The following is a 21,058-nucleotide window of genomic DNA, read 5'->3' as shown; positions in this document are numbered from 1 at the left end:
CCCGCGCCGCCCGTCCGATCGGGGCGGCGGGCTCAGGCGAGGTGCAGGGGGAGGCGGAGCCAGTACGGGGAGCGGGCGCCGGGGAGGTAGGCGCTGTCGAGGCGTTTGGCGAGGACGGCGGGGATGCCCTGGTCCTTCGCCACCTTCAGCACGGCCTTGCCGTCGCCGGGGAACCACGGGGTCGGCTGCCAGCGGCGGTCGCGCAGCGACAGGTGGTCGAGCGTGCGGCGCCGGTCCCGGTACGGCCTGCCGAGCAGGTCGCCGGTGTTCAGTCGCAGCACGTCGAAGATCATGTAGGTGGCGGCGCCGCCGATGTCGGCGATGCGGCCGTCGAGCACGGCGGGCAGGCCCCACACGGCCTTGCCGAGACCGGCCAGCTCGTCCAGGCCCGGGGTGGACTCCGGCGTGAGCGGCACGCCGTCCGCGCCGATGAAACGCGCCTTGCCGTCGCCGAGGATCGCCAGGGCGCGCGTCCCGCCGAGGTCGAACTCGAAGCCGTACGCCTCCTGGTCGCGCGGCAGCCGTTTGCGGTCCTCCGCCAGCATGGGACGCAGGTCGGCGGCGGGCGGCGGCATGTCCTCCGGCGGCGGGTCCATCCGGTGGATCATCCAGTTCTTGCCGTCGGTCGGGAACAGCACGTACCTGCCGGACGCCCGTGAGCCGTGCAGCACGAACTTGACCTCGCGGTCGGTCCACTTCTCGGTCTCGTAGGTGCCCCGGTCCCAGATCAGCATCAGGCCGCCGCCGTACTCGCCCTGGGCGATCTCGCCCTCGAACGTCGCGTACTCCAGAGGGTGGTCCTCGGTGTGCACGGCGAGGTGGTTGGTCTTGCGGTCGAGCGGCAGGCACTTCGGGATCGCCCAGGACACGAGCACGCCGTCGCGTTCGAGCCGGAGATCCCAGTGCAGGCGGCGCGCGTGGTGCTCCTGGATGACGAACGTGTCGTCGTGCCCGGCGGGAAGCGGTCCCGGTTCGGGCACCGGCTCGGGGGTGCGGGCGGCGTCGCGCTTGCTCCGGTAGGTATCCAGCTTGTCAGCCGACATTGCCGTTTAGTACCCGGACTTGGGTGATGACGCACCTTCGCGTTGCCGTTCAGCTTGCCGTTCAGTGGCCGCGCTCCGCCGGCGGCATGGCCTGATCCGTGCCGCAGGTCTGCTTCTCGGTCTCCGCGGACGTGCCCCCGGCCTCCGGGACGGGCGTCCAGGCGGCGGTCAGCGCGCCGCCGAGCAGGCCGAGGATCATCCCGAGCAGGAAGCCGCCGACGTTGGCATAGACGATCGAGGTGATGGACAGCAGGATCGCGACGACGCCGAGGAAGACGCGCTGCGCCGGCTGGAACAGGATCAGCATGCCGAGGACGATCATCGTGATGGAGAGCAGGTAGGCCAGTCCCGCCTCGACCGAGTGGATGATCAGCGGCAGCGCGTCCACCGAGAAGGGGATGCTGAGAAGTTCCATCCCCGCCACCAGGGTGAGCAGGCCGCCCCAGAACGGCCGCGAACGCCGCCACGCCTTCATGGTTCCGCGTCCACGCGCCCGTCCACGCGCCCGTCCGGCGCGCGCGTCGGGCACGCCGGCGACGACGGACGCCCGCGGCACGTCGCGGCCGTCGTACCCCTCACGGGCGTCGGGACCGGGCCGTGGTTGAGGATCATCGGTGGTCAGAAGCACTCGTGATTTCCAAGAAGGACGCGAAGTGTCGAATCCGGCAGTTCGAGCGACGCGGCGCTCAGCGCGAGGAAGATCTGCTTGCTGTTGCGCGACACCACCTTGGACGCCTGGATGCCCGGCGTCCCGGGCGGCCCCGAGAAGCCCGGGACCTGGTCCATGGTGCTGGCGTCACGGCCGAGTTCGAAGTCGGTGTAGCGCAGGTCGCCGGAGAGCATCTCCGTCTTGATGACCTGCCGCGTGGCCACCACCGGGCGCCCGTTCGTCCCGGCGGTGGTCTTGATGGTCACGGGCCCGATGGGGGTGTGCAGCACGTAGCTCTGGCAGAGGTTGAAGGTCTCGGCGCGGCGGTTCGCGATGATGTACACGGGGATCTGCCGGCCGTCCTTGGTCTCCACCATCCCGCCGAACTCCTCGTCGCCGAACGCCCTCACCAGGTCGGCCGACGCCTTGATCCGCGTGCCGGCGACGACGAAGGACGCGCCGATGGCGCCCTGCACCGTGGCGCCGACCAGCACCGTGGCCGCGGCCGTCGCGGGTATGAGGATCAAGCCGAAGCGCTTCCACCGCACGCGACCCTGTTCACGCATGGTCACACTCCATGTCGCCGGCGAGCTGAGGCGCGGCCGTGACGATCCGTACGGCCACCAGGCGACTATGAGGATCCGCCCGCCCGCCGATCAACCGGCCACGCCGGATATCGTCGTACGTTTGCGCTGATCACTGGCTGCTGGATGAGAAATGACCCGCGACGGCGAAGATCTTGACGGACGCGGAACCCATGACTCCGGGCGTCAGTCGCGCCAGGGCATGTGCTGGAGGGTCCAGGTGTTGCCGTCCGGGTCGGCGAAGTAGGCGTAGTAGACGCCGCCCATGTCCTCGACGGGACCCACCTGCGTGCCGCGCGCGATGAGCGCCGCGCGCGCCGCCTCGATGTCGCTCACCACCAGATGCAGGCCGCGCATCGCGCCGGTCGGCATGTCGGCCTGCGGAATGCCCTCGGTCAGGGCGATCGAGCAGGCGGAGCCCGGCGGGGTGAGCTGGACGACCCGCACTCCGTCCGCCGGCCGGACGTCGACGTCCACGTTGAAGCCCACGCCCTCGGAGTAGAACGCCTTCGCCCGGTCGATGTCGGAGACGGGCACCGGCACCAGTTCGAGCAGCAGCGCGCCCGGCCGCACAGGGAGCGTGACCCCCTCGACCGCGGTGCCACCGGCCGCGGTGCTCTGGGTCTCAGAAGAGCCCGGCTGCGCGTCATCGGTTTCGATCATCGTGTCCCACCTTCATTCTTCATTTCGTCGTCATCTCGTCGAGCAACTCGGCGAGGCGGTCGTACGCCTCGCTCACGCCGCGTTCCATGGGGGTGCGCAGCACGCTGGCATCACGGAGCCGCCCCCTCGACACCACCCGCCCCGCCGCCGAGCCCGCCGAAACCCTCGGCAGCGCCGGAACCGTCGGAAGTGCCGAAAGCCTCGGAAGCGCTCGGCGGTCTCGATCTGGCGGCCTGCAGTTCGACGAGCAGGTCGTCCAGCCGCTGGTAGCTCTCTTCCCAGTACTGCCGGTACGTGGCAAGCCACTCCATGGCTTCCTTCAGAGGGCCTGCCTGCAGCCGGCAGGGCCTGCGCTGCGCGTCGCGCCCGCGGGTGATGAGACCGGCGCGCTCCAGCACCCGCAGGTGCTTGGAGACCCCGGGCTGGCTCATCGCGAACGGCGCGGCCAGCTCGGTCACCGTGGCCTCGCCCTCCGCCAGCCGGGCGAGGATCGCCCGGCGGGTCGGATCGGCCAGCGCGGCGAACGTCGCGTCGAGAACATCGGCGGCCATGCTCATTACCTCTCGGTTCTATAACCTGATGGTTTTATACGCGCCGTGTTCGTCCCCCGTCAAGGCCCGGGCCGAGTGGTGGGCGAGGCCGTCGGCGGCGCGGGAGAACGGTGCGTCGCCGGCGGGCGGTGGTTCGCGCGGGGTGATGCGCATGCTGGCGGAAGCCGCTGCTTCTCATCCGGGTGATACTGGCGGCATGGGACACGAGGGCCTGGCCGGGGAGTTCGACGCGTTCGAGCGGGCCGGCTGGCGTGGCCGCAGCGAGGCGTACAGCCGAGGCGTGGCCACGCTCACCGCCCACCTCATCGGACCACTCCTGGACGCGGCGCGGGTCGGCGCCGGCGGCCGGGTCCTGGACGTCGGCTGCGGACCCGGTGGGGTGAGCGCGGCCGCCCTGTCGCGCGGCGCGGACGTGACCGCCGCCGACGCCGAACCCGAGATGGTCGCGGCGACCGCGCGGCGCCTGCCGGAGGCGCGGGTCCAGCAGGCCACCCTGCCGGTCCTGCCGTTCCAGGATGACGAGTTCGACGCGGCCGTCGGCAACCTCGTCATCAACCACGTCGGCGACCCGCCCGCCGCCGTGCGGGAACTGCGGCGGGTCGTCCGCCCGGGCGGCCGGTTGGCGCTGACCTCCTGGTACTACCCGCGAATGCGTGCCACCGTCGTCTTCGACGAGGCCGTCGCCGCGGTCGGGGTGCCGCGCCCGGCCGACGTCCCGGCGAAGGCCCCGTTCCAGGCGTACGGCACGCCGGAGTCGTTCGCCGGGCTGCTGGAGGACGCCGGCTGCACCGAGGTCCGCGCCCAGGTGCTGGAATGGGAGCACGAAGTCGATCCGTCGGCATGGTGGACGGCCATCCTCACCGGAACCGCGCGCACGGCCGCCGTGATCGCCCGCCAGAATCCGGCCACCATCGAACGCGTCAAGGACGCCTACCACGCGATCCTCGCGCCCTACCTCACTAAGGACGGCCTGGCCTGCCTCCCCGCCGCCGCGCTCCTCGCCTCGGCCACCATCTGACCGCACGCCGCCGGGCTACAACCCCGCATATATCTAGAAATACGGACGAAACGTGATCGTCGGATGGGAGCAATAGATCACGCTCAGACTTCCTTCAAGAGATCTTGGAGGTGTCTGTGGATTACAGCAGGCGTGGATTCCTCACGGCCGTCGGCGCGTCTGGTGGCGCCGGCGCACTCTTCGCCACGATGGGCGCCCTCGGCCTCGCGCCCACGGCGGAGGCGGCCGCCCGCACCCGCTTCGACCCGCCCCAGCCGTCCGACTTCACCCTCACCGGCCGCGCCGCGAAGAAGGTGATCATCCTCGGCGCCGGCGTGGCCGGCCTCGCCACCGCCTACGAACTGGGCAAAGCCGGATACGACTGCACCGTCCTGGAAGCGCTCGACCGGGTCGGCGGCCGCAACTGGACCATCAGGGGAGGTGACCGGGTCACCGAGCTGGACGGTTCCACGCAGATCGCCCGCTTCTCGGACGGCATCTACATGAACGCCGGCCCCGCCCGCCTCGCGCAGTGGATGGTCACCATGGACTACGCCCGCGAACTGGGCGTCGACCTGGAGGTCTTCACCAACTCCAACGCGCAGACCTACATCTTCAACGCCTCCGCGGGAATGACGGCGCCGGTCACCTGGCGCACCGCCAAGGCGGACGTCTACGGCTACATCTCCGAACTGCTGAGCACCGCGACCGACAGCGGCGCGCTCGACGCCAAGCTCACCGCGCAGGACAAGGAACGGCTCCTCTCCTTCCTGCGCTCCTTCGGCGCCATCGGCGGCAAGGCGAGCGGCTACGCCTACACCGGCGGCGAACGCCGTGGTCACAGCGTCGACCCGGGTGCGGGGGAGCAGCCCGGCACCCCGCTCGGCCCCGTACCGTCGCTGTCGGAGGTGCTCGCCAGCGGCGTCGGCCAGCGGTTCTCGTTCGAGCTGGGATACGACCAGGCGATGCTGATGTTCCAGCCGGTCGGCGGCATGGACGCCATCCCCAAGGCGTTCGCCGAGGCCATCGGCAAGCACAAGATCCTGCTGCGGTCCAAGGTCACCAGGATCACCGACCTGCCCGGCGGCGTCGAGGTCGAGTACCAGGACAAGCACGGCAAGACCCGCACCATCAAGGGCGACTTCTGCGTCGCGGCCATGCCGCCGCACATCCTCGCCAGGACCCCGCACAACCTCGGTCCCGACGTCCAGGCCGCCCTGGCCACGCCCACCGTCACCTCGTCCGGCAAGATCGGCCTGGAGTACCGCCGCCGCTGGTGGGAGACCGACGAGAACATCTACGGCGGCATCACCAACACCGACCTCGACCTGTCGGTCGTCTGGTATCCGTCCTACGGGTACGGCAAGCGGCGCGGCCTGGTCATCGGCTACTACAACACCGGCGCCGGCCAGGACGCCTACGCCGCGCTGACGCATCCCGAGCGGGAGAGGCGCGCCATCGAGCAGGGCGTGAAGATCCACGGCGCGAAGTACCGCGACGAGTTCGTCACCTCGGTGTCGGTCTCGTGGAAGCTCCAGCCGCACATCGAGGGCGCCTGGGTCGGCTGGCCGTCCCGCACCGGCGCCTACCAACTCCTCAACAGACCGGCCGGTCACGTCCACTTCGCCGGCGACTGGCTCAGCTACATGATCGCCTGGCAGGCCGGCGCCCTGGAATCGGCCCGCAAGACCGTCACCGACCTCCACCAGCGCGTACTCACCCACTGACAGTCCGGCGGCCCGGTCCGGGACCGGCCGGGCCGTCGGTCAGCGGGCGTAGGCGGGGAGCGCGCCGCGGACGTTCAGCATGATGGCGTACACCGATGTCGAGGCGGTCATGAACAGCCAGTTGCGCTTGAGGCCGCCGAAGACCAGGTTGGACGTCTTCTCCGGAAGCCGGAGTTTGCCGATCAGCGTGCCGTCGGGCGCGAAGCAGTGCACTCCCTCGTGGGTGGCCGCCCAGATGCGACCGGTGTCGTCGAGCCGGATGCCGTCGAACGAGCCCGCCGTGCACTCGGCGATCACCTCGCCGCCGGACAGCGTGCCGTCGTCGTGCACGTCGAACCGCCTCAGGTGCCGTCGCCGGGTGTCCACGACGTACAACAGCCGCTCGTCCAGCGAGAACGCCAGCCCGTTCGGCCGTTCGAAGTCGCCCGCCACCATCCGCACCTCGCCCGTGACCGGGTCGGCGCGGTACACCTGGTCGGCCCCGATCTCGCTCTCGGCCCGGTGGCCTTCGTAGTCGCTGGTGATGCCGTAGGACGGATCGGTGAACCAGATCGAGTTGTCCGACTTCACCACCACGTCGTTGGGGCTGTTGAACCGCCTGCCCTGCCAGAAGTCGGCGATCGTGGTGATCGACCCGTCGTGCTCGGTGCGGGTCACCCGGCGGTTGCCCTGCTCGCAGGAGATGAGCCGGCCCTGGGCGTCCAGCGTGTGCCCGTTCGTGTACCCGGCCGGCGACCGGAACGGCCCCACGGTGCCCGTCAGCTCATCCCACCGCAGCATGCGGTCGTTGGGGATGTCGCTCCACAGCAGGTAGCGCCCCGCCGGCACGTACACCGGCCCCTCGGCCCACCGGCAGCCCTGGTAGATGCGCTCGACTCGCTCGTCACCCCCGACCAGGGCGAACCGCTCGTCCAGCTCCTCCAGCTCAGTGGCAATGGTCTCCGTCACACCCCAAGCAAACCCCACCGAACGGTATCCCGTCAAACATATGACTACCAGTATGAAGTTCACCATAGAGACGCTGACGCTGAACACTGTCAAGGGTGAGACGCCCGATGGCTGATATCTTCCCCTCATGGACGACATAGACCGGGCGCTGATCGGCCTCCTCCAGCAGGACGCCACCCAGTCCTACGCCGCGCTCGGCGCCGCCGTGGGCCTGTCGAGCGGGGCCGCGCACGAGCGGGTCCGCAAGCTGCGCGAGCGCGGCGTCATCCGGCGCACCACCGTGGACGTCGATCCGGTCGCCGTCGGCCGGGGCGTGCTGGCCTATGTCATGGTCGACGGCGGCACCTGGATGGGCGACACCCGTCAGGCCCTCAGTGCCATCCCCGAGGTCGAGGAGGCCCACGTCATCGCGGGCCCCGCCTCCATCCTCCTCAAGGTGCGGGCCGCCACCACCCAGGACCTCCAGGCCGTCCTGCGCAAGATCTTCGACGTCGACGGCGTCAGCAGCACCCAGACCATCGTCGCCCTGGAGACCTTCTTCGAACGCCCCCTCCACGTCCCCGCCACCGACGCCCGGTAAGCGAACCCAAGAAGGGGCTGTCGCCCGTTTCATGCCGCATATAGCCACTAAATGAACTATGTGAATGCATGTGTTCAGTTGTGGGTCGTTAGGCAGTCATTCGTGGCTGCTGTACTTGCCGGCGTCTTAACGGGTTGAATGTAGAAAGGGTGGATCATGCGTCCACGCATGCCGCGACGGCTGGCGCTGTCGCTCTCCGTTGTCGTCGCCGTCCTCGCCGGCACCTCGGCTCTCGCCGCCGCCGCCGACAACGGGCAGCCTGGGGAACGTCCCTCGCGTGACAGCGCGACCGCCCAGCTGCTGACCAAGGTGGCGCGCGGCACCTCCTGGACGCAGAGCGCCGCGCCGGTGAACCTGAAGTTCGACACCTACCACCCGCAGGGCATGCTCCGGCTGGGCGACCGCTACTACATGTCCTCCGTCGAGATCATCAAGGCGACCACCCCTTGCAACCCCGCCTGCGGCGGCTACGACCGCACCCCCGGTGAGGGCGTCGGGCACCTGTTCGAGTTCGACCTCGCGGGGAACCTGCTGCGCGACCTCAAGCTGAAGGACGGCGACGCCTACCACCCCGGCGGCATCGACTTCGACGGCCGCTACCTGTGGGTTCCGGTCGCCGAGTACCGTCCGAACAGCAAGGCGATCGTCTACAAGGTCGATGTCGCCTCCTTCCGCGCCACCGAGGTGATGCGGGTGAACGACCACATCGGCGGCGTCGTCCACGACCTGAAGAACAACCGCCTGGTCGGCGTGAGCTGGGGCTCGCGCACCTTCTACACCTGGAACCTGGAAGGCAAGCTGAAGCGGACGGCGAAGAACCCCGAGCAGTTCACCGACTTCCAGGACTGCGACTACCTCGCCGAGGGCAAGGCCGTCTGCACCGGCGTCGCGAGCCTCGGCGTCAACGGTCAGTCGTTCCAGCTCGGCGCGGTCTCCCTGCTCGACCTGGACACGCTCACCGCGATCAACACCGTGCCGGTGACCGCGCTCAGCGCGGCCGGGAACTCGATCACCCGCAACCCGACCTGGCTCCAGGCGAACGGCGGCTCGCTGCAGCTGGTCGCCGTCCCGGACGACGGTCAGTCGACCCTGCTCACCTACAGCACCCCCGCCCTGTCCTGACCCCGGCACGGACCCGGCACCCCCGCTCCCGTTCCCGCCCCCGCTCTCGTTCCCGCTCTCGCTTCCGTTCCGGCTTCCGCTCCCGGTCTCGCTCTCACTCCTGAGTGATCGCGGGCGGCGCCGTCAACGCTTGGTGAGCGCGGTCACGACGGTCGCGTACATGGTCGCCTTGATCGCACCGAGGGTGGCGCGGTCCTTGCCCGCCAGCGACCGGACCCGTTCGGCCGCGGCCACGACCAGTTCGGCCTCGTCGGCGACCCCGTCGACCAGGCCGAGGTCACGGGCCTCCACGCCGCCGAAGCGCTTCCCCGTCGTCATCGACGCGACCGCGGCGGCGGGGGTCGTCTTCCCCTGGACGAGCGCCGCCATGCCGGCGGAGAACGGAAGCGGGATGTCGATCTCGGGAAAGCAGAAGTAGCCGCGGTCGGCCCGCATGATGCGGAAGTCATGGGCCAGCGCGAGCATCGCCCCGGCGCCGAACGCGTGCCCGTTGACGGCGGCGATCGTCGGGACCGGCAGCGTGAGCATCCTGGCCAGCAGATCCTGCACGTCCGCGACGTAGGGGACGAGCTGGTCGCCGTGGCCGGCGAGCCAGTCCAGGTCGAGCCCGTTGGAGAAGAACTTGCCGCGCCCGGTGGTGACCAGCGCGGCAGGTTCAGGGTGGTCGACGACGGTGTCGAGCAGCGAGTGAACGCCCTTCACCCAGTCGGGCGAGAAGCGGTTCTCCCCGTCGCCGAGATCCAGCACGAGAACACTGCCGTCCTGACGCAGCTCGGGCATGGTCAATCCTCTCCAGAAGTAACGGACCGCCCGCCGCGCGGGGCCGGCGGCGGAAGGGCGAGGACCGCGCGGACCGCGGCCTCCAGACGTTCTCGGCTGTCGGCGTCGATCACGACGTGGCCGTCCGGGGACGGCGCGGTCAGCGCCCTGCGGAACACGGCCGTCGGAAGGTCGACCACGCACAGCGTCATCACCTCGACGCTCGCCCCGTCGCCCCGCCCCCACAGCGTGCGCGCCAGCCGTACGAGCAGCGCCACCAGGCGCTTGTCCAGCGCGAACATCGCCTCGGCCGGCTCCTGCGGCACCTGGGGGCCGAGCAGCCGATCTCGGCGCGTCTCCATGAGCATCCGCGCCGCCGCGGGCCGCCTGTCAGCGAACACCGCAGGCGCCCCCGCCGCCGCGACCACCGCCTCAGCCGTCTCGCGCCCGTCCCTCAGGGCGGCGTCGACCAGCTCCACCTGCAGATCCAGGAAGTCGCTCGCCGCCCTCAGCCACACCCGCCCGAGCAGCACCGGCAGCGACCCGAACGCGTGGTAGATCGCACCATTGGACACCCCGGAGGCGGCCGCGAGCCCCCGCACCGTGAGCCGCTCCGGCCCACCATCGGCCACCAGCCGCTCGGCGACATCCAGCAACCGATCAAGATCATGAATCCGAGGCCGAGCCACCCCGCCACAGTAACAGAGCAACTGCTCCATAACCCGCTCGTCCAGAACTTTCTTCGAGTTTCCTGGCGGTTCCAGGGGCGACGCGGCCACCCGGACGGGTGGCGCGGCTGGCGGTGTGGTTGGCGGGACGAAAGACTCGGGGGAGGCGGGGGTGTGACCGGCATGCGGCGTGAGTCGCTAGCCTTGGCGGCGATGAACCGTTTGACGACGTCGAGAGGTGAGTTCGACCTCACCCGCTTCCCCGAGAATCCCCGTGACCCGTTTCGCGCCTGGGACGCCGCCGACGAATATCTGCTGCGGCAACTCGAAGGAATCGACGGCGAACCGACGGACCTGACGGGCACCGTGGTGGTGCTGGGCGACCGGTGGGGTGCTCTGGTCACCGCGCTCGCCGGGCACCGTCCCGTGCAGATCACCGACTCCTTCCTCACCCAGCAGGCGACCCGGGCGAACCTGCAGCGCAACGGGGTCGCGGCGGACGCGGTCCGGCTCTGCACCACTCAGGACCCGCCTCCCGGCCGCATCGACGCGCTGCTCATCCGAGTGCCGAAGAGCCTCGCGCTCCTTGAGGACCAGCTGCACCGCCTCGCACCCCACGTGCACCCCGGCACCGTGGTCATCGGCGCCGGCATGGTCACCGAGATCCACACCTCGACGCTGAAGCTGTTCGAACGGATCATGGGACCGACCAGGACGTCGCTGGCGGTGAAGAAGGCGCGGCTCATCCTCTGCTCGCCCGACCCCGAGCTGCCGCGAGGCGCCGACCCGTGGCCGCGAACCTACGCGCTGCCCACCGGCGCCGGAGCCGTCTCGGGCCTGACCGTCACCAACCACGCGGGCATCTTCTGCGCCGACCGTCTGGACGTCGGCACCCGTTTCCTCCTGCGGAACCTGCCGCCGCGCCGCGGACGCGAACACGTCGTGGACCTGGGCTGCGGCAACGGGGTGATCGGACTCGCCGCGGCACTCGACAACAGCGAGGCGCGGGTGACGTTCATCGACGAGTCCTACCAAGCGCTGGCGTCGGCGAAGGCCACGTTCCACGCGAACGCGGACGCGGGCGCCGCCGCCGAGTTCCTGGCGGCCGACGGCATGTCCGGCATGCCCGCGGGCACGGTCGACCTGGTGCTGAACAACCCGCCGTTCCACGCCCACCGCGCCACCACCGACGAGACGGCCTGGCGCATGTTCAACGGCTCACGCGCCGCACTGCGCCGCGGCGGCGAGCTGTGGGTGGTCGGCAACCGCCATCTCGGCTACCACGCGAAACTCCGCCGCCTGTTCGGCAACTGCGAAGTCGCCGCCAGCGACCCCAAATTCGTCCTCCTACGAGCCATCAAGCGCTGACCTCGCCACTCACCTCGATCCTCGGTCCTCGATTCCGCTACGAGTGGTCGTGGTCGCCTCGTGCGCGTTCATGCGCCGGTGTAGAGGCGGCTCATGTCGACAAGTTGGATGGCGGGGTCGTGCCGGGCCACGGCATGGAGGTCGTCGCTGAAGCCGGTGCCGCTGAACAGGAGCAGTCGGGTGCGCTCGGCGTCGATCCCTTCGCGGGCGCGGAGCAGGTCGCGTACCTGTTCGAGCCGGCGCAGGTGTCCCAGGCCCATGACGTCGTGCCATTTGCACTCGCCGATGGCGAAGAGCCACTCGCGGCCGGTTTCATCGTGCCCGAAGGCCGCTCCTGAGCACCGATGAAGCCGCTCGCGCTGAACTCCCGGCGCGTAGGCGATTCCCCGCGCGGGAATCGCGCGATCCCCTATCGTCGGACCGACACGCTGGAGGCGTAGATGTCCGACCTTCTCCCGTTACGCTCTGGTGAGCCGAGCCATTTCGGTGACTACAGAGTGCTCGGCCGCATCGGTCACGGCGGGCAGGGAACGGTGTACCTGGCCGAGTCGCCTGCGGGGGACCGGGTCGCCATCAAGGCGCTGCACGCGCACCAGGCGATGGACGAGAACGCCGAGCGCATGTTCCTGCGCGAGGTCGCCACCGCGCGGCGCGTGGCGACCTTCTCCACCGCCCGCGTCATCGAGGTCGGCACGGCGAACCACCAGCTCTACATCGTCAGCGAGTACGTCGAGGGCGTCTCACTGGAGCAGCGGCTCCGGCAACGTGGACCGCTCACCGGCGACGAGCTGGTACGGCTGGCGCTGGGCACGGCCGGCGCGCTGGCCGCGATCCATCAGGCGGGGGTCGTGCACCGCGACTTCAAGCCGAGCAACGTGCTGCTCGGCCCCGACGGGCCGCGCGTCATCGACTTCGGCATCGCCCGCGCCCTGGACTCGGTCACGGTCACCGCCAGCGGCGTCGCAGGCACCCCGGCGTACATGGCGCCGGAGCAGATCGCCGGCGAGCAGGTCGGCCCCCCGGCCGACGTGTTCGCCTGGGCGGTGACCATGGTCTTCGCGGCCACCGGCCGCCGCGCCTTCGGCGGCACGAGCGTGCCGGCCGTCCTGCACGCCGTCCTCACCGCCGAACCCGACCTCACCGAGCTGCCCGAGTCGCTGCGTCCGCTCCTCGGCCGATGCCTCGCCAAGGACCCGCAGGCCAGGCCCACGGCGGCCGAGATCATGCTTCAGTTGGTGGGCCACGACGCGCCTCCGCCGCCGGGCGTCACAGCCGGCGTCTCGCCCTCCACCGCCGCCGCATCACCGGTTTCGCCGCCTTCGTCGCAGGCGACGGTAGCCACGGCGGGGACCAGGGTCGGTCGACGCCGGGCCAGACGCTCCCGCCGCGTCAGGCCGCGCGCGATGGTCCCCTTGCTGAGTGTGCTGCTCGCCCTCGCGGTCACGGCCGGCATCTGGCTGTGGACATCGCCCGGCGATCACCCCGTCGACTCCGCCGGCCTCTCCACCACTCCCGCTACCTCCCGCCGGGCCACCGCCTCCTCCTCCGCCATCGCCGCCGTCGCCGGCAAGCTGGACAAGGTCGGCATCGCCCTGGACATCGGCGGCCGGGGTGACATGTGGTTCAACGACTCGGCCGTCCAGGGCATCGAACGCGCCAAGCGGGAACTCGGCGCGGGCGAGGTCAAGGAACTGGCGGCGAAGGCCGGTGAGACGGAGGAGCAGAAGGCGCAGCGACTGAGAGGACTCGCCAAGAGCGGGCACAATCCGATCATCGCGATCGGCTACGCCTACTCCGAGGTGATCAGAGCCGTCGCGACCGAGTTCCCTGACACCACGTTCGCGATCGTCGACAGCGAGGAGGCGAAGGGGGGCAACATCTCCAACCTGGTCTTCGCCGAGCAGGAAGGCGGCTTCCTCGCGGGCGTGACGGCGGCCCTGAAGTCGAAGAACAAGCACGTGGGCTTCGTCGGAGCGGTCAATGACGGGGGGCCGATCGAACGGGCCGCCGCAGGCTTCGTCGCGGGCGCCCGGTCGGTCAAACCGGACATCGAAATAGACGTGAAGTACGTGACCCGCTACCCGGACTTCGGCGGCTACAACGACCCCGACCAGGGCGAGACCGTCGCGGCCGGCCTGTTCCGCGCGCATGCTGACGTGCTCTTCCAGGCGGCGGGCGACTCCAACCTCGGGGTCATGCGAGCCGCCGAGGCGGCCGGCGGGCACGTCATCGGCGCCGAGGGTGACGAGGCCCACACCGCGGACGACACGATGCGCGATGTCGTCCTCACCTCGATCATCAAGCGCGTCGACATGGTCGTCTTCGACTACCTCAAAGACTTCTCCACCGGCTCCACCAAACCCGGCCGCACCGTCTACGGCCTCAAGACCCACGGCTTCGCCTACACCACGACCGGCCACCACATCGACGACATCGCGGCCCGCCTGGACGAGATAGAACGCCAGATCGCCGATGGCGAGATCACCGTCCCCAGCCCGTGACCGGGCACAGCGATCGCCATGGCCGCGCGCCGTGCCCGCCCTCGGCGCTCGGATCGCCCGGCGTCTTCCCGGAGCGCACGGGCGGGCGGGCCGCAAGGGGCGTGCACCATCAGTCCGATATGACCTCTATCCAGTAGCGGCCGGTGTGGTCGCGATGGGCCCCGTGAATGTCGGTGGCAAGGTCGGGGAACGCCCGGTCGAAGTCCTCCAGCGCTCGCAAGTACGTCATCAGGGGACCGTCGGCGGGCCCGGTCGCCTCGCCTGGCATCAGCATCGGGATCCCGGGCGGCGTGACCACGACCGTGGCGGCGGCGATCCGGTCCGGCAGGTCGACAAGCGGGACGCGTTCGGTGCGCGATCGGATCAGCGCCTGGTAGCAGTCGGCCGGGGTCAGGACCGGCTCGGGAAGGGCGGTGAAGACCTGGTCGAGCAGCTTGCCGACCCCGGAGTCGCGCAGCTTGTCGTGGGCTTGAGCGCAGAACCGCCGCAGCGAGGTCGCGGGCGGGCCGAAGCCGGGCAGCACCTCGGCGAGGGGCAGGTCGTCGTCGTAGGCGTTCTTGAAGTCGGTGAGCGCGTCGAGCAGAGTGCCCCACTTGCCCTTGGTGATGCCCATCGAGAACAGCACCAGCAAGGTGTGGTCGCCGGTCTTCTCGACCACGATGCCGCGCCGCTCCAGGTAGGCGGCCACGATGCGGGCCGGAATGCCCCACTCGAGGGTGCCGCCGGTGGCGTCCGCGCCTGGGCAGGTGATCGTCACCTTCACCGGGTCCAGGAAGCAGTAACCCTCGGCGAGCCCGTCGAACCCGTGCCAGGCGGCACCGGGCTCCAGCGTCCAGCACGCGGGCTCGGCGCACAGCAGGGCCGGGTCAGCCTGGGCGAACGGGACGGTCTGACCGGTGCGCGGGTCGGTGACCGACGGGGGCTGCCAGACGCCGAAGAACCACTCCGGCCGCCGGCCGTCGTCGCGGACGCGGGCCGCAAGCCGCACCATCGCCTGCCGGAAGCGGACCGCCTCGACGATCGCCTCCTCGGTCAGGAACCGCCCGGACGGGCCGTCCATCATGGCCGCCGCCACGTCCAGCGAGGCGATCATCGGGTAGAGCGGCGAGGTGGAGGCGTGCATAAGGTAGGTCTCGTTGAACCGGTCGTAGTCCACCGGCGCCCGTTCGGCGGGGCGGACGTGCAGCATCGCCGACTGTGAGAGCGCCGCCAGAAGCTTGTGGGTGGACTGGGTGGCGAACACCGTCGGACGGTCCGGGCCCGGCAGCGTCCGCTCGTCCACCGCCATGCCGTACCGGCGGGCGTAGAGCGGATGGAACCGGCCGTAGGCGAACCACGCCTCGTCGAAGTGCAGCCGGGGGACGCTGCCGCTCAGCAGCTCGCCGACCCGCACCGTGTCGTAGCACAGCCCGTCATAGGTGGAATTGGTGATCACCGCATAGGCGGGCTCTCCGATGGCGAGAGGGTGGTCGGCCAGGCGCTCGCGTACCGCCTCCGCTTCCAGGGCGGCCGGCGGGATCGGCCCGGCCAGCCCGAGCCCGTTGCGCTCGGGCACCAGATAGACCGGACGGGCGCCGCTGATGGTGAGCGCGTGCTGGATCGACTTGTGACAGTTGCGGTCGACCAGCACCGTATCGTCGTGGGCGATCGCGTGGTGCCCCACGATGCGGTTCGCGGTGGAGTTGCCGTTGACCACGAAGAACGTGCGGTCGGCGCCGAACACGCGGGCGGCGTTGCGCTCGGCGTCTCCGATCGGGCCGGTGTGCTCCAGGGGCGAGCCCAGCTCGGTGACCGATATGGACAGGTCGGTGCGCAGCAGCCGCTCACCATAGAAGTCGAAGAACGCCCGCCCGACCGGTGACTTCAGGAACGCCACGCCACCGGCGTGCGCGGGAGTGTGCCAGGAGTAGCGATGGTTGTCCTCCAGGCGGCGCAGCGCGCCGAAGAACGGCGGCAGGATCTTCTCGGCGTACTGGTCGGCCGCGTGGGCGATGCGCCCGGCGATGAAGCGCGGAGTGTCCTCCAGCGGGAAGACGTAGCCGTGGATCACCTCGTACACCCACAGCGGAAGCTCCTGCTCCGCCGTCATGAGGAAGACCGGCAGCCCCCGGAACCGCTTGGCGACCGCTCCGAGGAACTCCTCGGCCCCCGGCGCGTCCCACGCCGCCAGCACCGCCGTCAGCGACGCGTCCGACCCGACCACCGCCAGCGCGTCCTCGGCCCGATGAGTCCATCGCACCTGAAACCCCAGCTCGCCCATCGCCCCGCACACCCGCCGAAGCTGCTCAGCAAGCGCCGTATCAGCATCAAACCGCTCCGCGACAACGGCCAGGACAGTTCGCTCCATACACCACTCCACACTCGGGGGCCTACGCGGTTCTCCCGCCGAGCTTCCCTCACTGTCACGTGGCGTAGTCGCATGGTTACCAAATCGAGTCGTCGATTCGCCTGCCGTCGGGTCGGCCGGACGGGCAGCATGATGCTGGCCCCGCTCGGATTGGAGGACCCGGTGCGGGCAACCCTGTTCGACGGCGAGAACCCCCTGGACAGCGAGCCAGTGCTGATGGCGCTCGGCGCAGGAGCTTCGCGCCGAGCTTGGGCGTGGCACCCTCCGCAGGGGTACCTGCGGCGTGCCGCGATCGTCGGCTCACCGTCCGGAGATGCGAAGCGTTCGCTGAACCCTCACCGCGCTGTCGTTCGGCAGAATCGAAGTGGGGCCGGACGCCTGTCGTTGCAGTTCCACGGCCAGGGGGCAGCCTCTACTCGTCACCGCTGAGGTTCCTGATGGCGCGAGAGGTGGATATGCGGAAATTCCGGATCTCCCTGGGTCTTGTTCTCCTCGCGCTGGCCGGGATCGTCGTCTGGATAGCCTGGGAACCGAGCGCGAACGCACTGATCACATGGCTCGGGTCGTGGTTCGCGGCGGCGGTACTCGTCTGGAAGGCTCTCGCGGCTTTCGCGGGCAGGATCAAGCCCTCGCGGACCGCTCCGCAGTCACTTCCGCCCACTGGGCCCGACATGCCTCTGGCACCGACGGATTCGCCGAGGTCACCGGGCCAGCCTGATGCCCTTTCCTCCCTTGTCGTCTCTCCGGGCCAGAAGCCGCTCGACACCGGCACGCCCCCGCCCGCTGTGCGACCGGACTATCTCGATGTCATGCAGGAGGCGGGGAAGGCCACCAAGAGCGCCCTGGTCGTCATGGCTCGCGTCATGGTCGTGCTCGTCCTTTGCATCCTAATTCCAACGATACTGATCGCATTTTTTACCGGGATGAGTTCGCTCTTCCAGGGCAACGTTCCGGGAGCCGCTTTTCGTTTCCTGGTGGCCGGATGGTTCGGATGGTACTGCTGGCGCCCGCTGCGCGGTTTCTGGAACTTCGATAACGATGCCGGGACGCGGACCGACAGGCATGAGACGCCACCGTCGCACAGGACGGTGGCCGTATCCGCCCCGCGGATGTCCCTGCCGGAGGAGTTCCTCCTCCTGTCTCACAGCCGGCAGGGGAATGTCCATGACCACGACCGGGGCGTGGTCGGTTGCGCGGCTGCGGAACTCGGCGAACTGGCGTTGCGTCGCAGACTCCGGCTCGTCCCTCATTGGATGATCGACTTCTTGGGGATCAAGTGCTTCTTCACCACTGCCGAGATCCACGTGCTGGACCTCACTCCCACCGGCCTTGGCTGGGCCGATGACCTTCTCGCAGAGCTGGGCCGTCTCTCGGCTCATGAAGGCCACATGGCCGCGGGCCCGGCCCGGACAGCATCCCCGAGCGGGCCGATACTCCTGCATGAGTGGCTTCGGCTGCGCGGCGACCGAGCGTTCCTCCTGCACCGGGAGGCAATGATCGAACGTGGCCTGCTGTTCTACAGTCCCGGCTTTCGCCCAGAACATGAGCAACGTCACTATCCGGACGCCGCCCCGCGCAACATGCTGATCGACTGGCTCCGGGCCGTCAACAGCGCAGAGGTCCCTACGGATGAGCAGTCGCTGCTCCTGCGGGACCTCGTAGACGCAGCAGGGCTGAACAACGAACTGGGGCTGGCCCGCAGCATCCGCCAAATACGCGACCAGATCCGGGGCACCGGGACGGTAGCGGCTGTATCGAAAGATATGCAGAAAACCAGCGGATTGCTCACCTTGAGCTTCCCCCGCAGAACGCCTGTCAGGACCAATGCCGATGCAGGCAACGACGACGGCGATGACGGCGGGGAGTAGTCTCCGGCCGGACTTCCCCGCGCCGCCGTCGTAGGCCGCGGCCGACTCGTCGGACCGGAGGACGCCACCCGGCGCGTTCCTCGTCCCGTCATGGGACTCCAGGCCCTACGACCCCCGACGACGAGCCGCGTTTCGAGGAGGAAGCACCTCCTTCTCGGCCTCCTCGCGGTGTCCTGCTCCTCGCCATCCCGCACTGTTCGCCCTGGCTCGGTACGGCGGACGCGCATCCTCTGCTCGCAGGCTTCGGCTGTCGGTGCGGATGCGTAACCTACGCCTCATGGCCACACACCGATTCACGATCACCTCGAAGGGGCCGTTCGACTTCGGCTCCGCGCTGCGGTTCGTCGAGGGCTGGCCGGCCACCAGTGCGTTGCCGTCCGACGGGCGGGCGCTGCGGTTCGCCTACTGCGCGGAGTCCGACTGGCTGCCGATCGGCGTGACCGTGACAGCCGCGCCGGGCGGGGTCGCCGTCGCCACGACACGCCCCGCCGGTCCCGCCATTCGAGGGGAGATCGCGCGCATCCTCTCCCTCGACGTGGACGGCGGCGGCTTCGCCAAGGTCGGCGAGGCCGATCCGGTGCTCGGCGAGCTTCAGCGGCGCAGCCCAGGACTGCGGCCGGTGTGCTTCTGGACCCCATGGGAGGCGGCGTGCTGGGCCGTCATCGTGCAGCGCTCGTCCATGCTGATCGCCGCCCGGCTCAAGCAGCGCATCGCCGAGCGGTACGGCGCGCGAGTTGACGTGGACGGGCGCTCGTACGCCGCCTTCCCGCCGCCCGTGACGCTGCTGGACGCCGGTGGGCTCGGCCTGCCGGCACAGAAGGAAGAGTGGCTGCGCGGCCTGGCCCGCGCCGCACTCGACGGGACGCTCACCACCGAGCACCTGCGCGGGCTCGCCCAGCAGGAGGCCCTGGCCGAGCTGCGCGCCCTGCCGGGCGTGGGGCCGTTCTCCGCCGGGTTGATCCTGATCCGCGGCGCGGGCGCGCCGGACGCGTTCCCGGGCGACGAACCGCGCCTGTTCGCGATCCTGCGCGAGGCCTACGGCCTGCCAGAGGACGCGTCCCCGGCCGCGTACCGCAAGGTGGCCGACGCCTGGCGGCCATACCGCTCCTGGGCGTCCTTCCTTTTCCGCGCATCCGCATACGGCAGCACAGACATGGGTGACTGATGCGGCGAGCCGATCGCCAGAGCATGATCCGTCCATCGAACCGGATGCCGTGGAACCAACACTCCTGGAGACCCTGTGACCCATCCGAGTCGTGGCCTCGACCAGTCCGAGGAGGAACCGCTGGTCGGTGATGGCGTTACCCAAGGCATCGTGCGGGTCGGGGAGACCGTGCGCCGCCCGGTCCGGCCCTTCACGCTGACAATCCAGGCGTACCTGGCACACCTGGGGCTTCTCCGGGGCGCCGGTCCCGCTCGGGTTCGACGAGCAGGGCCGCGAGGTGTTGTCCTTCGTCCCTGGTGACGTCCCCCGTGACCCGCTCCCACCGGAGACGGCGAGGGACGATGTGCTGGTCGCACTGGCACAGCTCATCCGGCGGCTGCACGACGCCGAGGCCTGGGTCCCGCCCGAGGACGCCGCGTGGGGCGAGATCCCCGGAATGCGGGCCGGCGACTCAACCCCGGACGGCGAGCCGCTGGTGGTGGGCCACCGCGACCACTGCCCCGGCAACGTCGTCTTCCGCGACGGCCTGCCTGCGGCCCTCATCGACCCGTCGCGCTCGGCCGGCAGGAAGATCGTCTCCTGGTTCTTTCGAGCGGTACGGGCCGCCGGGATGCGAACGGCGGTCACAGCAGGCAGCTTGGTGGCCGCCTCCTCCCACGACCAGAACCGGGCGGCGTCGAGCTCGTCGGCCTGCAGCCGGATCCGGGCAGGATCAGCGACAGTGCCGCCATCGAAGATGAGGGTTCATCATCGGCCGCCGCCGATCGCCCATCGCCGACACCCAGTCGACCACAAACGACGCGCCGGACCGTACCTCCAGGCCCAGTTCCTCGCCCACCTCGTGCGCAGCGCACACCTGGGGCGGCTCACCGTCCTCCACCATCCCGCCGGGCACCGCCCAGTAGCTGCGGCAATTGGGCTTGACCAGCAAAACGCGATCAGCGTTGTCAGTGAGCAGCATGCACGCCGAAATGTGAACTGTCGGCAGGCTGGCATACCAGGCAGTGGGCGGCAGATAGGCCTGGCTCACCGCATCCACGGTACCCAGGCGCGGAGTCGAACGGCGCGGGTGTCAGACAGGGGCTGCCGACTGAAGAATCGTCTTCACATCCTCGTAGCGCTCTGCATCCATCAAGACGCGAAGTGCTTTGAGGATCCTATCTGCCGGTCGCAGTCCGACGTAGTGCAGGAAGGTGTCTGCGGCGACGTTCAGCCCAGCCGCATGAAAGGTGTCGACAACGGGAGGGATATCGGCGGCTGGTAGATCCCTGCCGGCATGGAGCAACGCGACGCGGGCATCGTCGGCTCTCCCGTCTTCGAAGTGAAGAACGATTTCGGCGGCGACAGCCGATTCAACTGCTGACTCCGGTTGCCGGTCCCCCTCGCTAGTGGGGACCGGCAACGTGTGCATGGATGCGGCAGAGTCGGCAGTAGCGCCAGGAGGACTAGGGACGTTGGGAGCCGGAGAGGACTGACGGACAGCCTCGACAGCCGGCTCGCAGGTGGAAGCTGGAGTTT

Annotated in this window: 20 protein-coding genes; 8 read left to right on the top strand and 12 right to left on the bottom strand. The window is 69.7% G+C overall.

The features are described from left to right. Positions 1-32: 32 nt before the first annotated feature. The 5 genes from ACZ6QO_RS23540 to ACZ6QO_RS23520 all read right to left on the bottom strand — a co-directional run bounded on the left by ACZ6QO_RS23540 (position 33) and on the right by ACZ6QO_RS23520 (position 3,490). Entirely contained in the window at positions 33-1,043 is a 1,011-nt protein-coding gene (locus ACZ6QO_RS23540) for a DNA polymerase ligase N-terminal domain-containing protein (RefSeq protein ID WP_465853740.1), read from the bottom strand. Between the two features lie 61 nt (positions 1,044-1,104). After that, positions 1,105-1,671: a DUF6114 domain-containing protein gene (locus ACZ6QO_RS23535; protein ID WP_465853739.1), complete on the bottom strand. Its 567-nt coding sequence runs from the start codon at positions 1,669-1,671 to the stop codon at positions 1,105-1,107. Continuing rightward, a complete protein-coding gene (locus tag ACZ6QO_RS23530; RefSeq protein WP_465853738.1) occupies positions 1,662-2,258 on the bottom strand; it encodes a DUF6230 family protein in 597 nt (198 codons plus the stop codon). Before ACZ6QO_RS23530 ends, ACZ6QO_RS23535 begins: the two co-directional genes overlap by 10 nt. Positions 2,259-2,462: 204 nt before the next feature. After that, entirely contained in the window at positions 2,463-2,939 is a 477-nt protein-coding gene (locus ACZ6QO_RS23525) for a VOC family protein (protein ID WP_465853737.1), read from the bottom strand. A 110-nt stretch (positions 2,940-3,049) separates the two neighbouring features. Then, the gene (locus tag ACZ6QO_RS23520; protein WP_465853736.1) at positions 3,050-3,490 is read right to left on the bottom strand and encodes an ArsR/SmtB family transcription factor; all 441 of its coding nucleotides are present in this window, start codon (positions 3,488-3,490) and stop codon (positions 3,050-3,052) included. Positions 3,491-3,686: 196 nt separating this feature from the next. On the opposite strand from ACZ6QO_RS23520, the gene ACZ6QO_RS23515 reads away from it, so the two are divergent. After that, positions 3,687-4,508 (top strand): class I SAM-dependent methyltransferase, encoded by an 822-nt coding sequence (locus tag ACZ6QO_RS23515; protein WP_465853735.1) that lies wholly within the window; start codon positions 3,687-3,689, stop codon positions 4,506-4,508. Positions 4,509-4,624: 116 nt separating this feature from the next. Continuing rightward, positions 4,625-6,214 carry a flavin monoamine oxidase family protein gene (locus ACZ6QO_RS23510; protein ID WP_465853734.1) on the top strand — a complete coding sequence of 530 codons (1,590 nt, stop codon included), beginning with the start codon at positions 4,625-4,627 and terminating at the stop codon, positions 6,212-6,214. A gap of 39 nt (positions 6,215-6,253) precedes the next feature. Here the strand turns inward: ACZ6QO_RS23510 and ACZ6QO_RS23505 are convergent, their stop codons facing one another. Then, the gene (locus ACZ6QO_RS23505) at positions 6,254-7,162 is read right to left on the bottom strand and encodes an SMP-30/gluconolactonase/LRE family protein (protein WP_465853733.1); all 909 of its coding nucleotides are present in this window, start codon (positions 7,160-7,162) and stop codon (positions 6,254-6,256) included. Positions 7,163-7,289: 127 nt separating this feature from the next. Between ACZ6QO_RS23505 and ACZ6QO_RS23500 the strand changes: the two genes are divergently transcribed. Both ACZ6QO_RS23500 and ACZ6QO_RS23495 read left to right on the top strand, forming a co-directional pair. Beyond that, a complete protein-coding gene (locus ACZ6QO_RS23500; RefSeq protein WP_465853732.1) occupies positions 7,290-7,742 on the top strand; it encodes an Lrp/AsnC family transcriptional regulator in 453 nt (150 codons plus the stop codon). A 156-nt stretch (positions 7,743-7,898) separates the two neighbouring features. Beyond that, positions 7,899-8,864 (top strand): DUF6454 family protein, encoded by a 966-nt coding sequence (locus ACZ6QO_RS23495; RefSeq protein ID WP_465853731.1) that lies wholly within the window; start codon positions 7,899-7,901, stop codon positions 8,862-8,864. Positions 8,865-8,987: 123 nt separating this feature from the next. Here ACZ6QO_RS23495 and ACZ6QO_RS23490 read toward each other — a convergent pair whose 3' ends face one another. Together ACZ6QO_RS23490 and ACZ6QO_RS23485 are read right to left on the bottom strand one after the other, a co-directional pair. Beyond that, on the bottom strand, positions 8,988-9,644 hold the full coding sequence (locus tag ACZ6QO_RS23490; protein ID WP_465853730.1) for an enoyl-CoA hydratase-related protein: 657 nt from the start codon (positions 9,642-9,644) through the stop codon (positions 8,988-8,990). A 2-nt stretch (positions 9,645-9,646) separates the two neighbouring features. Next, the gene (locus tag ACZ6QO_RS23485) at positions 9,647-10,279 is read right to left on the bottom strand and encodes a TetR/AcrR family transcriptional regulator (protein ID WP_465853729.1); all 633 of its coding nucleotides are present in this window, start codon (positions 10,277-10,279) and stop codon (positions 9,647-9,649) included. Positions 10,280-10,504: 225 nt separating this feature from the next. Here ACZ6QO_RS23485 and ACZ6QO_RS23480 point away from each other — a divergent pair, with 225 nt between their 5' ends. Next, complete coding sequence (locus ACZ6QO_RS23480; RefSeq protein ID WP_465853728.1) at positions 10,505-11,659, top strand: methyltransferase; 1,155 nt, start codon at positions 10,505-10,507, stop codon at positions 11,657-11,659. Between the two features lie 68 nt (positions 11,660-11,727). On the opposite strand, the gene ACZ6QO_RS23475 is transcribed toward ACZ6QO_RS23480, so the two are convergent. Next, positions 11,728-11,919 (bottom strand): ubiquitin family protein, encoded by a 192-nt coding sequence (locus ACZ6QO_RS23475; protein ID WP_465853727.1) that lies wholly within the window; start codon positions 11,917-11,919, stop codon positions 11,728-11,730. Positions 11,920-12,099: 180 nt separating this feature from the next. Between ACZ6QO_RS23475 and ACZ6QO_RS23470 the strand changes: the two genes are divergently transcribed. Next, positions 12,100-14,160 (top strand): BMP family ABC transporter substrate-binding protein, encoded by a 2,061-nt coding sequence (locus ACZ6QO_RS23470; RefSeq protein WP_465853726.1) that lies wholly within the window; start codon positions 12,100-12,102, stop codon positions 14,158-14,160. 109 nt (positions 14,161-14,269) lie between these two features. Here the strand turns inward: ACZ6QO_RS23470 and ACZ6QO_RS23465 are convergent, their stop codons facing one another. Then, on the bottom strand, positions 14,270-16,507 hold the full coding sequence (locus tag ACZ6QO_RS23465; protein WP_465853725.1) for an Orn/Lys/Arg family decarboxylase: 2,238 nt from the start codon (positions 16,505-16,507) through the stop codon (positions 14,270-14,272). A gap of 437 nt (positions 16,508-16,944) precedes the next feature. Here ACZ6QO_RS23465 and ACZ6QO_RS23460 point away from each other — a divergent pair, with 437 nt between their 5' ends. Beyond that, the gene (locus tag ACZ6QO_RS23460) at positions 16,945-18,375 is read left to right on the top strand and encodes a GPP34 family phosphoprotein (RefSeq protein WP_465853724.1); all 1,431 of its coding nucleotides are present in this window, start codon (positions 16,945-16,947) and stop codon (positions 18,373-18,375) included. 277 nt (positions 18,376-18,652) lie between these two features. Beyond that, the gene (locus ACZ6QO_RS23455) at positions 18,653-19,540 is read left to right on the top strand and encodes a DNA-3-methyladenine glycosylase family protein (protein WP_465853723.1); all 888 of its coding nucleotides are present in this window, start codon (positions 18,653-18,655) and stop codon (positions 19,538-19,540) included. Between the two features lie 712 nt (positions 19,541-20,252). Here ACZ6QO_RS23455 and ACZ6QO_RS23450 read toward each other — a convergent pair. Next, complete coding sequence (locus ACZ6QO_RS23450; protein WP_465853722.1) at positions 20,253-20,570, bottom strand: NUDIX domain-containing protein; 318 nt, start codon at positions 20,568-20,570, stop codon at positions 20,253-20,255. A 42-nt stretch (positions 20,571-20,612) separates the two neighbouring features. After that, positions 20,613-20,951 (bottom strand): hypothetical protein, encoded by a 339-nt coding sequence (locus ACZ6QO_RS23445; RefSeq protein ID WP_465853721.1) that lies wholly within the window; start codon positions 20,949-20,951, stop codon positions 20,613-20,615. Positions 20,952-21,058: the final 107 nt, after the last annotated feature.

The organism is Sphaerisporangium sp. NPDC049457 (genome assembly GCF_055586705.1).
This window is presented reverse-complemented; position numbering and strand designations above follow the sequence as displayed.